The organism is Achromobacter xylosoxidans, assembly GCF_014490035.1.
GTDB lineage: Bacteria > Pseudomonadota > Gammaproteobacteria > Burkholderiales > Burkholderiaceae_B > Achromobacter > Achromobacter bronchisepticus_A.
Genome location: NZ_CP061008.1, coordinates 5,298,060 through 5,313,463 on the forward strand (window position 1 = coordinate 5,298,060; position 15,404 = coordinate 5,313,463).

Consider the following 15,404-nt stretch of genomic DNA (forward strand, 5'->3'; position numbering starts at 1 on the left):
CTCCCCGGCGTGCGGCGCAAAATTCACGCATATATTGGCGCCAAAATTAGCTGCCCATTATGAGCGGAATGCGCCGCTTCGCTATCGGGGGTATCCCTGAAGGCGCCGCCGGAATGAAAAACGGCGGCCTTCATTCCGAAGGCCGCCGCATGCTTGCAGCGCGGGTTGCGCCGGCCGCCTCAGGAGATGTCCTGCCCCACGTGCTGGGCAATGATTTTCTGCAGGCGCTTGACATCGCGCGCTTCCAGCGCGTCCACCATGTCGAAATGCTCGCGCGCGGAAATCTCGATGCGCGAGCGCGTCACCCATTCCTTGGCCGGCGCCGCCGGGCCGCGGGCCCGGGTTTCGTGGATCAGCGCGACCAGTTCGCGGTTGCGGCACATGTCGTACATGCCCGCGTGGAAAGCCAGGTTGACCTCGTACTGCTCCAGCAGCGTGCCGTCCTGCAGCAGCTTGGCGAAGCGTTCGGCCAGGGTGCGCAGCGCCTTGACCTTGGCCACGGTGACGTTGGGCATCAGGTCCGCCGCCGCGCCCGTTTCCAGCAGGATGCGGATGTCGCGGATCTGCAGATGCTGGTCCGGATCCATGGCGTAGACGTGATAACCCCGGTTCGGGATGTGCGCGATCAGCCGCTTGGCCGCCAATTGGTCTAGCGCCCGCCGGACGTCCAGACGCTTGGCGTCGTAGCGTTCCTGCAGGTCGATCTGTTTCAGCCAGGCGCCGGGACCGTAAACGCCCGCCTGTATATCGTGGGCGATGCGATCAACCAGGCCGGGTTGCGCCGTTGCCGCTTTCGGCATGGACCACTCCCGTCTATCAAATCCGAAGCGCGTATTTTATGCGTAAGTATTCCCGGGGGACGGCGCCTGCGCCCCCTGGGATACCCGCCCCTCAGGCGCTGGCCCGCAACGGCTGCTGCTGATCCAGCCGCCAGCGCAGGCGCACGCCGCCGGTATCGGTGGATTCCAGCGCCGGAATCGCCGACAGCAGGCTGCGGGTGTACTCCTCTTGCGGTTGGTCGAACACGGCGTCGCGAGAGCCCTGCTCGACGATGCCGCCGTCGCGCATCACCACCACGCGGTCGGCCACCTGCTCCACCACGCCCAGGTCGTGGCTGATGAACAGGCAGGAAAAGCCATGGCGTTCCTGCAGGTCGGCAAACAAGTCCAGCACCTGCGCGCGCACGGTCACATCCAGCGCGGACACCGGTTCGTCGGCGATGACGAAGGCCGGACGGCGCACGATGGCGCGGGCAATTGCCACACGCTGGCGCTGGCCGCCCGACATCTCGTGGGGATAGCGCTTGGCGTACTCGGAACCCAGGCCCACTTCGGCCAGCACTTCGTCCACCCGGCGGCGCTTCTCCGCCGCGGGCATGTCGTCCAGCATGCGCAGGCCCTCTCCCACCAGCTGGCCGATGGTCATGCGCGGGTCCAGCGAGGAATACGGATCCTGGAACACCATCTGGCAGTTCAGCCGGTAATCGCGCCAGGAGGCCGAACGGCGGTTCACGGCCTGGCCGCGGAACAGGATCTGGCCCGAAGTCGGCGCCAGCAATCCAGCGATGGCCCGTCCCAGCGTGGTCTTGCCCGAACCGGAGCCGCCCACCACCGCCACCACTTCGCGCGGCTTGACGTGCAGGTCGATGCCGTTGAGCGCGCGCTTGGCGCCGGTGCGCGAGAACAGCCGCTGATGGCCGGCGTAATCGACCACCAGGCTCTTGACCTCGACGATGGGCGGCTCCTTGCCCAGCTGGCGCGCCGGCAGCCGGCGCGGCATGGCGTCCAGCAGCTTGCGGGTGTAGGGGTTCTGCGGCCGCTCCAGAATGCTGGCGGTGGCGCCTGTCTCCAGCACCTTGCCGTGTTGCATCACCACCATGCGCTCGGTGTAGCGCGCGACCATCGGCAGGTCGTGGCTGATCATCAGCACCGCCGTATGGTGTTCGCGGGTCAGGTCCACCATCAGCTCCAGCACGTCGCGCTGCACCACCGCGTCCAGCGCGGTGGTGGGCTCGTCGGCGATCAGGAGCGCGGGCTCCAGCAGCATCACGGACGCCAGCATCATGCGCTGGCGCATGCCGCCGGAGAACTCGTGCGGCCAGGCTTCCATCGCGCCCTTGGGATCGCGGATGCCCACCCGGCGCAGCATTTCCAGGATGCGTTCGCGGCGCGCGGCGGCGGACAGGCCCTTGCGGTGCAGGCGCAGGCCCTCCTCCAGCTGGCGGCCGATGGGCATGGACGGATTCAGCGAGGTCATCGGCTCCTGGAACACCATGCCGATGCGCGCGCCGCGCAGCTTGCGCAGCGCGGCCGGGGACGCCTGCGTCACGTCCACGCCTTCGAACTTGATGGAGCCGCCGGCCACCACCAGCGGCGATGGCGTCAGGCCCATGATGGCGCGCGCGGCCTGCGTCTTGCCGCTGCCGGATTCCCCGACGATGCCGACCATCTCGCCAGGCGCCACCTCGAAGGACACGCCGCTGACGATTTCGCGCCCGCCCGCGCCAACGGTCAGCGACAGATTCGATACGGATACCAATGCGCTCATTACACGCCCCTCATGCGGGGATCGAAGCGGTCACGCACCGCGTCGCCCAGCAGATTGATTCCCAGCAGCGCGAGCGCGATGGCCAGGCCGGGAAGTATGGATAGATAGGAAGCCTGCGCCATGAACGGCCTTGCGGCGGCCAGCATGTTGCCCCAGGTGGGCGCGGGAGGCGGCACGCCCAGGCCCAGGAAGGACAGCGCGCTTTCCGCCAGGATCACCCAGCCGAACATGGAAGTGGCCAGCACCGTCAGCGGCGCCACGCAATTGGGCAGCACGTGGCGGAACATGGTGTAGAGCTCGGAGTTGCCCAGCACGCGCGAGGATTCGATGAACTCCTTCTCGCGCAGCGACAGCACCGTGCCGCGCACGATGCGCGTCACCGAGGGCGTATAGGCCAGGCCCAGCGCCAGGATGATGCCGTACTTGTTGGCGCCTACTACTGCCAGCAGGCCCAGCGCCAGCAACAGCCCGGGAAAGGCCAGCAGCGCGTTGTTGAAGGCCATGATGATGCGGTCGGTCCAGCCCCGCACAAAGCCGGTCAGGGTGCCGACGATCGTGCCCGCGACGATGGCGAAGCTCACCGTCAGCAAACTGATCCAGACACTGCTGGAGGCGCCGGCCAGCAGGCGCGACAGCTCGTCACGGCCGAATTCGTCCGTGCCGAGCAGGAACTCGCCGCCCGGCGGCTTCAGGCGCGCCACGAAGTTGATCTTGAGCGGGTCATGCGGTGTCCAGAAGGCGCCCATGATGGCCGCCACCAGCATCAGCGCCACGATGACGCCGCCCAGTAGCGCGTTGGCTGCAATTCGCTTTTTCATTCGGCGGTCACTCTCGGGTCAAAGAGGGGATAGCAAAGGTCGATGAACAGGTTCACGATCACGTAGACCACGCCCACGAACAGCAGACAGCCCTGGATCACGGGGTAATCGCGGGCGAAGATGGAGTCCACCAGCAGACGTCCCAGGCCGGGGATGGTGAACACCGTCTCCACCACGGCGATGCCGCCCAGCAGGTTGCCCAGCACCAGGCCGATCAGCGTCCAGGTGGGACCGAAGGCATTGCGGAAGGCGTGGCGCATCAGCACCGCGGATTCCGACAGGCCCTTGGCCCGCGCATGGGTGATGTAGTCCAGCCGCAGCACTTCCAGCGTGCTGGCCCGCGCCATGCGCATCAGCACGCCGATCTCATGCAGGAACAGCGTCAGGATGGGCATGGCCAGGTACAACAGGCCGGCCTTCCAGTCTTCACCGATGGACACGTAGCCCACCACCGGCAGCCATTGCAGCTTGAGGCCGAAGAAGATCAGCAGCAGCAGGCCCAGCCAGAAGGTCGGAATCGACACCAGCAGCGTGGCCGTGCCGACCAGGAACAGGTCGGGCGCCTTGTTCTGCTTCCAGGCGGCGATCATGCCGGCCGGCACCGCCACCAGCGCGGCGAACAGCACCGCCACCACCACCACGCGGCCGCTGATCAGGAAGCGGTCCCACACCAGCGGCAGCACCGGCTGGCCGGTATTGATGGACGAACCCAGGTCCCCGTGCAGCATGTTGCCGAACCATATGCCGAACTGGGTAAGCCAGGTCTGGTCCAGCCCCAGCCGCTCCCGCAGGTCGGCCAGCGCGGCCGGCGTCGCCAGGTCGCCCAGCAGCAGTTGGGCTGGGTCGCCCGGGATGAGCCGGATCATCACGAACACCGCCACCGCCACAATCAGCAGCGTCGGTATGGCCATGACGATCCGGGATAGCGCGAAACGCAGCATGCCCCTCTCCTATTCCTGGTCGCGGACTCGCGGATGCCCGCAAGCGCCGCGTCCGCCGGTCTCAGTTGTCTTCATGCCGCAACTTGCGCAGGGCGGCGGCCAGGAAGTCCTGCACCTGGCCCACGCACTTCAAGCCGTCATGCGGCACGTTTTCCACCACGTCCAGCACCGCGTTCACGCCCTGCGCTTCGAACGAACGGCGCAGCGACTCCAGGCGCTCCGGGCGGGTACTGCCGGCGGAGTTCGCGCCAGGCATGAAGAACTTGCCGCCTTCGCGGTGGGTGATTTCCCAGGTTTCCAGGTCGGCCTTGCCAACGATCATGTGGACCGCCACCTGCTTGAGCGCTTCGATGTCGATGCGCTTGCCGAAACGGGCCTCGGCATCGCGCACGCCCACCCACCAATCCTGGCCGGGATCCAGCAACGTGACCGAGCCCGGCGCGCCGATCGACACGGCCCACAGGCTTTCGGGGTGCAGGTAGGCGAACCGGTTGACGAACTGGCCGCCGCCCGAATAGCCGAACAGGCCGAACTTCTTGAAGTCGCAGCCGAACTTCTCGCCCACTTCCGCCACCATGTCCAGCAGGATCTCGTCGTAGCGGATGTCGCCTTCGCGCAATTGCTTGAAACCGTCGCGGTTGCCGTCGCCCAGCGGGCTTACGGGGAACAGCGGGCACAGCACGATGCAGTCGTTCCAGCGGGCGAACTCCGCGAACGCGTCGCGGTATTCCACGAAGGCGCGGCCGGTGCCGTGCATGATCACCACCAGCTGCATGGGATGCCTGGCGCTGTCGATGTGCGGCGGGACATAGGTGCAGTAGGAAAAGCGCGGGTCGGAGCGGGCGGCGAAGACGGTGCTGTGGCCCAGGTCGTACATGGCCCGCGCGCGGGCGGCGTCGGGCTGGATGGCGGGTGCTGCGTTGGACTGCATGATTTCCTCGTTTCCATGGCCGCGGGGCCGATGGTCTATGCCGGTGGTCGAAATAATGATCACATAAATTGGCGCCAATTTTAGGCGCACGTATTCCGGCGCAACAAGGCAGGGGATTCCCTAGGAACGTAAAAAGGGAGCGCCGCGGCGCTCCCCTGGATGGCGCCGGCGCCCCCGCTCAGCGGGCCGGCGCCAGTCCGCCTCAGCCTTTCTTGAACAGCCGCCTGGCGAGGCTGACCGCCCCCAGCACCACGGCTCCGGCCACGATGCCGAACAAGGCATTGAGCAAGGTGGCCGTGAGCGCCTGCACCACCCCGCCCCCGCCCACCGCGGCGGCGGCCTGGTCGACCGCAGCCTGCACCGGCGCAATGCCGTGCGTCAGGATGGCGCCGCCCACCATGAACATGGCCGCGGTGCCGACCACCGAAAGGGTCTTCATCAGATAGGGCGCCGCGCCCACGATGCGCCGTCCCAGCCAGGCCACCGCCTGGGACGATTTCTGGCTCAGGTATAGGCCCAGGTCGTCCAGCTTGACGATGCCGGCCACCAGGCCGTAGACCCCGACCGTCATCGCGATGGCGATGACCGACAGCACCAGCACCTGCCGGGTAAAGTCGGCGCCCGCCACCGCCCCCAGGCTGATGACGATGATTTCCGCCGACAGGATGAAGTCCGTGCGTATCGCGCCTTTGATCTTGTCTCGCTCGAAGGCCACCATGTCGACCGTATCATCCTGCAGGGCCTGGGCGCGCGCGGCGTGGTTGCCTTCGTCCGAATCGCCGTGCGGCAGGAACTTGTGCGCCAGCTTCTCCACGCCTTCGTAGCAGAGAAAGGCCCCGCCCACCATCAGCAGGGGCGTCACGGCCCAGGGCGCGAAGGCGCTGATCAGCAGCGCCGCCGGCACCAGGATCAGCTTGTTGATGAAGGAGCCCTTGGCCACCGCCCAGACGACCGGCAGTTCCCGGTTGACCGGCACGCCCGTAACCTGCTGGGCGTTCAACGCCAGGTCGTCGCCCAGCACCCCGGCCGTTTTCTTGGCCGCGACCTTGGTCATGACGGACACGTCGTCCAATATGGTCGCGATATCGTCAAACAGTGCGAAGAAGCTGCTTCCCGCCATCAAGAATCCCCTGTGCCTCGAAAGGATTTTCGAGTGTACAGGCGGCCGGCGTCCGCCAAGCGTCGCCCGCCTGGCCGTTTTCACTTCTTTTCTGTCCGTAACCCCGATGGCGCGGCCGGGCAGCCCGGCCTACCCTGGCGGCTGGACCCGACTATTGCCCCCAGGAGGCCACATGCTTGCCTTGCGACCCAGCTGCGAACACTGCGATGCGGCGCTGCCGCCAGACTCCGCCGCCGCCCGCATATGCAGTTTTGAATGCACCTTCTGCGCCGCTTGCGCCGAAGGATTGCTGGGCAATGTCTGCCCCAATTGCGGCGGCGGCTTCGCGCCCCGGCCGGTCCGCCCCGCCAGCGACCGCAAGGGCGGCAACTTCCTGGGCAAGTACCCGGCCAGCACCGAGCGCAAGCATCGTCCGGTCGACCTGGCCGCGCACGACGCCTTGCGCCGCAGCCTGGACGGCGTTCCGCCGGAACGCCGCTAGCGGCTGCAACACCCGAACGCGGGCGCTAGCTGTGCGCGTGCGCCGCCGGGCTGGCCGCGTTCTCGAACAGGATGTTGTTTTCCAGGTGGATGTGCGCCATCAGGTCTTCCTTGAAGGTACGCAATCCCAGGTACAGCGCCCGCCACGTGTTGCATGCGGCGCGCGGCAGCGTGATGTCGTGGGTCAGCGCCAGCAGCCGTTCCAGCGCCACGCCGTGGTCGTCGTGCTCGGCGCGCATGACCATGATGGGCATGCCGGCCATGGCGCCATGGCCGCGGGCCAGCATCGGGAACAGCACCTGTTCTTCCTTCTGCATATGGCTTTCCAGCTCCTGCTGCATCACGCGCAGGTGATCGGCCAGGCCGGTCGGGCAGTCAGGGCTGTCGGCGTGCACCTGCTCCACCTTCAGCGCCAGCCGGATCAGCTCGGGCAATTGCTGGCGGTGCACCTCGTGGTAGCGCGCCAGGATATGGTCGACCAGTTCGGCCGGCGAGGCCAGCCCCCAATCCGTTTCGTGGGACGGGCTGCGCGCCAGCTCCATCAGGCGCGCCTCGATCTGCGCCGCGTCCAACGAACGCTCGGCCGCCGCCTCGGCCAGGCTCTTCTTGCCGCCACAGCAGAAGTCCAGCTGGTACTCATGAAACACCTGCGTGGCGCCGGGGATGCTGCGGGCCAATTGGCCCAGGGATTGCTCAACCATGCTCATCGCGTCTCTCCATAGTTCGTGACGGGTACTGGAAGCAATGCGAAATCCGTGCCAGGAAAAACTTGCTATTTATCAATGAATTGCAAATTAAAGGGTGAATATCACCCTGGCAGGTCGAGGTTTTATCCACCCCGAACGGTAAAATTCACCCCATGCAAAACCTCCTGCTCGCCGATCTGGTCGCCGACCTGCCCCCCGCCGTCCGCCTGCAGCGGCTGGTGTCCAGCCTGCGCACGCACTTCCGCTGCGGCGCGGTGGCGCTGCTGCAACTGGAGGAAGACCATCTACGCCCCATCGCGGTGGATGGCCTGACGCAAGACGCCCTGGGCCGCCGTTTCGCCGTGCAACAGCATCCGCGGTTGGCGGCCATCCTGGCGCGGCGCGGCGTCACCTGTTTCCACCACGACAGCACCCTGCCCGATCCCTATGACGGCCTGATCAACGGCATGGCTGGGGAACCGCTGCCGGTGCACGACTGCATGGGCACCAGCCTGCACATCGAGGGCCGCCCCTGGGGCGTGTTGACCCTGGACGCCCTGGAAGTCGGCACCTTCGACGCCGAGGCCCAGTCCGACCTGCGCGACTACATCGTGCTGCTGGAAGCCGCTTTGCGCACCACGCGCCTGGAAGCCGAAATCCGCGCGCTGCGCGTGGCGCGCGGCGCCGAACCGGCCGACAGCGCCGTCGCCGACAACAGCGAGATCCTGGGGCAAAGCGCAGCCATCGGCCGCCTGCTGCACGAAATCCAGGTGGTGGCGGATTCCGAGCTGCCCATCCTGCTGCTGGGCGAAACCGGCGTGGGCAAGGAACTGTTCGCGCATCGCGTGCATCGCCTCTCGCGCCGCCGCGACAAGCCACTGGTGCATGTGAACTGCGCCGCGCTGCCCGAATCGCTGGCCGAAAGCGAATTGTTCGGCCACGCCAAGGGCGCCTTCTCGGGCGCCGTGGCCGACCGGCCCGGCCGCTTCGAAGCCGCCAATGGCGGCACGCTGTTCCTGGACGAAGTGGGCGAACTGCCGCTGCTGGTGCAGGCCAAGCTGCTGCGCACCTTGCAGAACGGCGAAATCCAGCGCCTGGGCGACGACCGGCCGCGCCGCGTCGACGTGCGCATCCTGGCCGCCACCAACCGCAGCCTGCGCGACCTGGTGCGGGTCGGTGATTTCCGCGCCGACCTCTATCACCGGCTATCGGTCTATCCCATCCCCATTCCGCCGCTGCGCGACCGCGGCAACGACGTGCTGCTGCTGGCGGGCCGCTACCTGGAACTGAACCGCGCGCGCCTGGGTTTGCGCAGCCTGCGGCTGTCGCCGGAGGCCGAGGACATGCTGCGCCGCTACCGCTGGCCCGGCAACGTGCGCGAACTGGAGCACGTCATCAGCCGCGCCGCCATCAAGGCCGTCAGCCACGGCGCCACGCGCAACGAGATCGTGACGCTGGGCGCCAAGCTGCTGGACCTGTCCGACGGCGACATGCCGCTGGCCGCGCCTCAGGAGGACGCCGACGCGCCCGCCGGTCCTGACCAGACGCTGCGCGAGGCCGTGGACGCCTGCCAGCGCCAGGCCATCCGCCGGGCGCTGGAAACGCACCAGGGCAACTGGGCCCATGCCGCGCGCGCACTGGGCGTGGACTCCAGCAATCTGCACAAGCTGGCGCGGCGCATCGGGCTGAAGGGCTGACTCCGCGCCGGCCGTCCCGGCAAACGCCAAGCCCCAACCGCCATACCATCAGGGCCGCGCCATCGCCCCGAGCACGATATCCGCCACCAGCTTGCCGGCCTCCCATTGCGGCATGTGGCCGGCATCCGGCAGCAGATGCAGCGCGGTCCTGGCTGGCGCATTCAGCGCGTGGCGCCAGGGGATGACGGCGTCGCGCCGCCCGTGGATCAACGTGCAGCGGCACTGCAGGCTGGCCAGGTCCGCTGCGATGCTCAGTTGCTGCACGCCGTTCCAGCCCACCTCCCGGCATAGTTCGATCAGGGGCTCGCGCCGCGCCTGCGTGCTCTGGCGCAAGGCGTCGATGAAATTTCCCGACGGCGTCATGCCGGAGACGGTGAGCTTCTGCAGCTCGCGCTGCGCCGCCTCGTTGGTGCCGGCATGCGTCATGCCCGTCAGAAAGCTCTGGTCGATTTCAGTGCCCAGCCCGACCGGCGCGATCAGGACCAGGCTATCCACGGCCATGCCGGGGCGGGATGCCGCCCGGGCCGCCACCGCCGCGCCAAAAGAATGGCCGATCAGGTTCACGGGCCCGATGCACTGGGACGCCACCGTGTCGGCCACCGCATCGACGATATGTTCGAAGCGCGTGGCCTGCGAACGCGTGGCACCATGGCAAGGCAGGTCCATCGCCAGCACGCGCAGTCCGGCGCGGCTGAGCGCATGCGCCAGGCTGGCCCAGGCGTCGCGGTCGCCGAACATGCCGTGGATCAACACCGCCGTCTGGCTGCCCGGGCGCCCCCCTTCCCACACCGTGAACCGGACTTCGCCGTGGCGGGTGTACGCCCAGGCCTCGCGCTTTTCTCCTGGCGCGCCGCGGGCCTGCATGCTGCCCTGTCCGCTGGCGCTTGCCTGACCGACATCCGCCACGGTCACGCGGCCGTTGGGCCCGGTCCCCGCCACTGCGTCCAGTGCGATGCCGCGCTCGGCCGCGACGCGGCGGGCGGCGGGGGTGGCGAACTTGCGGTCTACCGAAGGCTGCGCGACAGGATGCGCCAACGACGGCGAGGCCGCCGGCGTCCGCGCGGCAGCGGCCGCCGCGGCAACGGCCGCCGCAGCATCCGCAGGCTTTGCTGCCGCGGATTGCGCCGCCGCGCCGCCCGCGCTCGCCGCCACAGCCTCGCCTTCCATCTGTACCCGCGCGATCACTGTATCCGCGTTGACGAGGCCGTCCACCGCGACCAGATGTTCCACCATGACCCCGTCGTCGTGCGCGGGCACCTCGATGATGGATTTGTCGGTCTCGATTTCGACCAGCACGTCGCCCGTCTTGAAGGCCTGCCCAGGCGCCACGATCCAGGCGACCAGGCGGGCAGCGTCCAGGGCCTCGCCTGTCGGCGGGACGACCATATCCAGCGTTCTCGTCATGCTTGTTCCTTCGAAGATCGATGCGCGCCCCGGCAAGCGGAGTTGCGCCAGCGCAGCGTCAGGCCGCCGGATTCATGAACTGGATGAACTCCGTGATGGCGCCTTCCGGCTCCATCAGATAGAACACCTTGGTGCGCCCTTGCCGCATGACACGCGGCGAGGACACGCTTTCATAGCCGGCGCGCGTGGCCTGCTCGTATACGGCATCCACGTCCTCCACTTCGAAGGCCACGTGGCTGTAGCCGAAATCGCATTGGCGGCGGGGCTGCCTGTCGCCTTCCGGCGTGTAGTACTTGAACAGTTCCACCCGGTGTCCGCCATGGCGCAGCATGGCCCAGCGTATGGTCGCACCCGGCAGGCCGACCACTTCGCCCAGCGCGGGTTCGCTGCGGTGGTCCATCTCGCCCTCCAGCTCGAAGCCGAGAAAGCCGGTATAGAAGTTGCGCGCGCGTTCGAAATCATTGACGCAGACGGCCGTGTGATGCGTGGCTAGCAGTTTGTCCTTGAGCATTTTTCTCTCCAATGGCGTCCGGTTCAGCGGGCGCCGCCGCGGCGGCTGTCCATGGATTTCAGGGCCATCTCCACGGCCTGCGCGTCCGCCAATGCGGCGCGCTCCAGCACCTTGGAGACCACGGGCGAGGAATTGGCGCCCGTAACGTGCACGATCTCGTGGTCCAACCAGTCGAACAGCCTTGACTGCGCCTCGCTCGCCACCCGCGAGCCGATCGAGGTGCCGCGGGTAGTCTGCTCCACGATCATCAGCGCCTGCGTGCGCTTGACGCCGGCCGCGATGGTGTCCCAATCGATGCCCAGCGGATCCAGCGTGCGCAGGTCTATCACCTGGGCGTCGATGCCCGTACGTTCCGCCGCCTGGCAGCAGACCTCGACCATGACGCCGTAGGTCAGGATGGTGCAGCGTGCGCCCTCGCGCGCGACCCGGGCCCGGCCGATCGGCACGATGTAGTCCCAGTCCTCGGCGGGCACCTTGCCTACCGTCTTGAACAGGTCGTTGTATTCCACCATCAGGACCGGATCGTCGCAGCGCAGCGCGGCGTTGAGCAGGCCGATATAGTCATAGGGACGCGATGGCGCCAGGATCCGCCACCCTGGATACTGGGCAAACAGGCCGCTGGCGTCCATGGAATGCTGCGAGCCATAGCCGGTGCCCGCCGTGACCCGGCTGCGCACCAGCACCGGCACCGCGAACTTGCCGCCGAACATGTGGCGCACCTTGGCGATCTGGTTGAACAGCTGGTCCGCGGCCACCAGCGCGAAGTCGGGATACATGATCTCCACCACGGGCCGCATGCCGTTCAACGCCGCGCCCAAGGCCAGGCCAGTGAAACCGTTCTCGCAGATGGGCGTGCCGATGAGGCGTTCCGGAAAGTGATCGCCTATGTCCTTGGTAGCGCCGGCCGTGCCGCCTTTCAGGCGATGCACATCCTCGCCCAGGATGAAGATGCCGTCGTCGCGCTGCATGTTCAGCAGCATGGCGCGCGAAATCACGTCCTGGAACTTGGCGTCCGCCAGGCTCGCTGGCGTCTGCTCCTCCAGCTCGATGGCGCGTTGGCCCGCGAGTTCGCCCAGGTTGCCGCGGATACCGCTGTCCACGCTGGCCGGGTCCGGCCACAGTTCCGGCCGGATGCGTTGCGCCGCCTCGTCGCCGTAATGCTCCAGCAGCCGCCCCAGCGCGCCGTCTATCAATTCGTCCGCGCGGCGCTCCAGGCGGGCGATGCCGGCATCGTCGATCAGGCCCAGCGATTTCAGCTGCGCGGGAAACATCGACATGGGATCGCGCGCGCCCCAAGCCTCTTCCTCGTCCTTGTCGCGGTAGCGGAACGCGCTGCCCTTGAGCGCGCCCGACTGGTGCAGGTAGCGGTAGGTCTGCGCTTCCAGCAGCACCGGCCCGCCGTCGCGGCGGATGATGGCCCGAGCTTCCTGCATGGCCAGGCGCGCAGCCACCACGTCCATGCCGTCGAACTCGATCGCCGGCACGCCCAGGGACAGGCCGCGCGCCGACAAGCGGGTTTCGCGCGTCTGTTCCGACACGTGGGTGGACACGGCGTACAGGTTGTTTTCCACGAAGAAAATGGTGGGAGCGTTGTAGAGCGCCGCAAGGTTCATGGCCTCGTAAGCCGCCCCGCTCTGCATGGCGCCGTCGCCGAAGAAGGCCACCGACACATGATCGCGCCCGCGCAGCTTGTCGGCAAAGGCGTAACCCACCGCATGCGACGGATTGCCGCCCACGATGGCGTTGGATCCATAGATGCCGGCCTCGGGATAGCGCAGATGCATGGAACCGCCGCGGCCGCCGCAATAACCCGGCGTCAGGCCCAGGATCTCGGCATAAGTCCGGTAGACCACCTCGCGGTGCGAATCCAGCGTTTCCGAGTCCAACGGCGAATAGTCCGCCGGTGTGGCGTGGTTCAGCGCCTTGGCAAGAAACTGGTGGTGCATGCGGTGGGTGCCGTTGATCTTGTCGGCCGACTCCAGCACCGACATGGCGCCCACGGCGGCGCCGTCCTGGCCGATGCTGGAATGCGCCGGACCATGCAGGATGCCGGCCACGCTCAGCTTCAGCAGCTTCTCTTCGAAGCGCCGGATCAGTATCAACTGCTCCAGCATGCGGACCATCTCGCGCGGCGCGATGGCCCCCGCATCCGCGGCGGTGGCGGTAAGCCGCCACCATGGCGTGTCGGTGTGCAGGGCGGCAAGCCGCGAGGGTTTCGCGGCAGGCGCCGCGCCTTCATTGATGTGCTTCATCTACGCTTCCCTTCAGTGAGCCGCGGCCAGGGCGGCATCCAGCGGTTCGGTTTCCTGCGCGCGCAGCAACTTCCAGATGTGCGTGCGCAGGTGCACGAATGCCTCCATGTCCATCACGTCCTCGATCCGCTCCATGCTGTCCCAGTCCTCGCGCTTGCGCACGTCGGCCACGTTGATGATTTCCTTGATCTGTCCCGGGCGGCCGGTCAGCACCACCACGCGGTCGGACAGATACACCGCTTCTTCCACGCTGTGGGTAATGAACAGCACGGTGCGCGGATTGAGGCGGGACAGCTTGACCAGTTCTTCCTGCATCACCACGCGGGTCTGGGCGTCCAGCGCACCGAAGGGCTCGTCCATCAGCAGCACGTCGGGATCCAGCGCGTAGCTGCGGGCGATGGCCACGCGCTGCTGCATCCCGCCGGACAGCTGGTGCGGATAGGCCTGCTCGTAGCCCGCCAGGCCCATCAGTTCGATGTAGCGCGCCACGGTCCGCGCCCGCGCCTCGCGCGAGGCGCCCTTGCACTTCAAGCCGAAGCCAATGTTCTCGGTCACGGTCTTCCAGGGAAACAGTGCAAACTGCTGGAACACGACGGCGCGGTCCGGTCCCGGTTCCTCGACTTCCTTGCCACCCACCCGCACGCTGCCGGCCGAGGGAAACTCCAGGCCGGCCGCCATGCGCATCAGCGTGGTCTTGCCGCAGCCGGACGGCCCGACGATCGAAACGAACTCCCTCTCGCCCACCTCGAAACTCACGTCATCCAGGGCCAGGAAGCTTTCCCCACCCCGGCTGAACGTGCGCTGCACCCGTTCGAAAGTAATCTGACTCATGCTTGCGTTCCTTTGTTGAGAACCGCGGCCGCCGGCTTACCTGGCGACATCGGCGACGAAGGCCCTGAGCTTGGGATCGTCCTGGATCATCTGCAGATACTTGCCCGTGACCATGGTCTTGGGATCGGGGATCTTCTTGACCACGCCCACGGACACCATGAATTCCCCCACGCTGTTCCACCAGCCCACGATCTCCGAGGAGCCGCCCGGGCCCGGCGCAAACAACTTGGTCTGCTCCGCCAGGTCGAAAGCCGGACGGTCGCGCAATTCCTGCGCCAGGTACTTGTCGGGGAACTTCACGCCCACGCTGCCGAAGAAGGCCTTCAGATACGCCTGGGCCTCCTCGGGATGCGCGCGCTGCCAGGCCACCGCGCGCAGGTAGACCGCCAGGAAGCGGGCGACCTTGTCGGGATGTTTCTTGGCGAAGTCCGGCGTCGTGAACAGGTAGCTGTGGATAGGCATCTTCAGCTCGGCGCCGGTGCAGATCACCTTTGCGCCTATGGCCTCTTCCAGGATGTAGGTATTGGGAGCCCACACCGAGGAAATGTCGTACTTGCCGCTCATTACCGCGGCATTGATGTCGGGCGGCGACAGGTTCACGAAACGGTAGTCGTCGGGCTTGAGGCCGAACTTCTGCGACAGGCATTCCGTGGCGCCCCATTGGCCCGTGGAGTTGCTGGTGACGGGAATGGTCTTGCCCTTGAGCAGCGCCGGGTTCTTGAGATACTCGTCCGCCCGGTCCTTGGTGGCCATCAGCGTAATGATGGCGGCCTCGCCGTCGGCGATGCCTATGGTCTGCAAGCCATACTTCGACGCGCCCAGCAGCGACGGAATATTGCCCGCCCCGCCCACGTCCCATGATCCGGACGCGCCCGCCGCGATTTCGACCGCGCCGGAAGCGAAGGTCGAGATCTCAGGCTTCAGGCCCACCTCCTTCCACCACCCCTTCTCGCTGGCGATGTACCACTCCAGCGCCCACCGCTGCGGCTGCTGACCGATGCGGATGGTGAACAGTTCCTCGCCCGCCGGCGCGGCCTGGGCCGCCGCCTGTCCGGGTCCCCCCAGCCAGCACCCGATCACGAGCGCTGCCAAGGCCTTGAGGCCTTTGTAGTGTTTCATCTGTCTCTCTCCAGTATGAAATGACGCTGCCTGCACTGCCTGCCTGTACTCCCTCCTTTGTTCCCGG

Annotated in this window: 14 protein-coding genes; 2 read left to right on the top strand and 12 right to left on the bottom strand. The window is 67.1% G+C overall.

All coding sequences use genetic code 11. The features are described from left to right. Positions 1 to 179: 179 nt before the first annotated feature. The 6 genes from IAG39_RS24520 to IAG39_RS24545 all read right to left on the bottom strand — a co-directional run bounded on the left by IAG39_RS24520 (position 180) and on the right by IAG39_RS24545 (position 6,357). Positions 180 to 800 carry a GntR family transcriptional regulator gene (locus IAG39_RS24520; protein ID WP_059375031.1) on the bottom strand — a complete coding sequence of 207 codons (621 nt, stop codon included), beginning with the start codon at positions 798 to 800 and terminating at the stop codon, positions 180 to 182. A 91-nt stretch (positions 801 to 891) separates the two neighbouring features. Beyond that, positions 892 to 2,547, bottom strand: a complete 1,656-nt coding sequence (locus tag IAG39_RS24525) for an ABC transporter ATP-binding protein (protein WP_118931898.1) — start codon at positions 2,545 to 2,547, stop codon at positions 892 to 894. Next, positions 2,547 to 3,365: an ABC transporter permease gene (locus IAG39_RS24530; protein WP_059375034.1), complete on the bottom strand. Its 819-nt coding sequence runs from the start codon at positions 3,363 to 3,365 to the stop codon at positions 2,547 to 2,549. Before IAG39_RS24530 ends, IAG39_RS24525 begins: the two co-directional genes overlap by 1 nt. Then, the gene (locus tag IAG39_RS24535; RefSeq protein WP_054450419.1) at positions 3,362 to 4,306 is read right to left on the bottom strand and encodes an ABC transporter permease; all 945 of its coding nucleotides are present in this window, start codon (positions 4,304 to 4,306) and stop codon (positions 3,362 to 3,364) included. The genes IAG39_RS24530 and IAG39_RS24535 overlap by 4 nt, the downstream gene beginning before the upstream one ends. Positions 4,307 to 4,367: 61 nt before the next feature. After that, positions 4,368 to 5,237, bottom strand: coding sequence for an alpha/beta hydrolase (locus IAG39_RS24540; RefSeq protein WP_118931907.1), 870 nt, complete (start codon positions 5,235 to 5,237; stop codon positions 4,368 to 4,370). 202 nt (positions 5,238 to 5,439) lie between these two features. Then, a complete protein-coding gene (locus IAG39_RS24545; RefSeq protein ID WP_118931899.1) occupies positions 5,440 to 6,357 on the bottom strand; it encodes a DUF808 domain-containing protein in 918 nt (305 codons plus the stop codon). A gap of 172 nt (positions 6,358 to 6,529) precedes the next feature. On the opposite strand from IAG39_RS24545, the gene IAG39_RS24550 reads away from it, so the two are divergent. After that, positions 6,530 to 6,838 carry a DUF1272 domain-containing protein gene (locus IAG39_RS24550; protein WP_059375050.1) on the top strand — a complete coding sequence of 103 codons (309 nt, stop codon included), beginning with the start codon at positions 6,530 to 6,532 and terminating at the stop codon, positions 6,836 to 6,838. A 25-nt stretch (positions 6,839 to 6,863) separates the two neighbouring features. On the opposite strand, the gene ytfE is transcribed toward IAG39_RS24550, so the two are convergent. Next, on the bottom strand, positions 6,864 to 7,544 hold the full coding sequence (gene ytfE, locus IAG39_RS24555) for an iron-sulfur cluster repair protein YtfE (RefSeq protein ID WP_059375052.1): 681 nt from the start codon (positions 7,542 to 7,544) through the stop codon (positions 6,864 to 6,866). Positions 7,545 to 7,696: 152 nt separating this feature from the next. Here ytfE and norR point away from each other — a divergent pair, with 152 nt between their 5' ends. Next, positions 7,697 to 9,220, top strand: coding sequence for a nitric oxide reductase transcriptional regulator NorR (gene norR / locus IAG39_RS24560; protein ID WP_118931900.1), 1,524 nt, complete (start codon positions 7,697 to 7,699; stop codon positions 9,218 to 9,220). 48 nt (positions 9,221 to 9,268) lie between these two features. Here norR and IAG39_RS24565 read toward each other — a convergent pair whose 3' ends face one another. Genes IAG39_RS24565 through IAG39_RS24585 form a run of 5 tightly spaced genes read right to left on the bottom strand, consistent with a single transcriptional unit; the run spans position 9,269 to position 15,337 of the window. Next, a complete protein-coding gene (locus tag IAG39_RS24565) occupies positions 9,269 to 10,624 on the bottom strand; it encodes an alpha/beta fold hydrolase (RefSeq protein ID WP_187523934.1) in 1,356 nt (451 codons plus the stop codon). A 58-nt stretch (positions 10,625 to 10,682) separates the two neighbouring features. Then, entirely contained in the window at positions 10,683 to 11,135 is a 453-nt protein-coding gene (locus IAG39_RS24570; RefSeq protein ID WP_059375061.1) for a VOC family protein, read from the bottom strand. Between the two features lie 23 nt (positions 11,136 to 11,158). Then, a complete protein-coding gene (locus tag IAG39_RS24575; RefSeq protein WP_118931815.1) occupies positions 11,159 to 13,387 on the bottom strand; it encodes a thiamine pyrophosphate-dependent enzyme in 2,229 nt (742 codons plus the stop codon). Between the two features lie 12 nt (positions 13,388 to 13,399). After that, complete coding sequence (locus tag IAG39_RS24580; RefSeq protein ID WP_054450398.1) at positions 13,400 to 14,218, bottom strand: ABC transporter ATP-binding protein; 819 nt, start codon at positions 14,216 to 14,218, stop codon at positions 13,400 to 13,402. Positions 14,219 to 14,254: 36 nt separating this feature from the next. Next, complete coding sequence (locus IAG39_RS24585; protein WP_118931814.1) at positions 14,255 to 15,337, bottom strand: ABC transporter substrate-binding protein; 1,083 nt, start codon at positions 15,335 to 15,337, stop codon at positions 14,255 to 14,257. Positions 15,338 to 15,404: the final 67 nt, after the last annotated feature.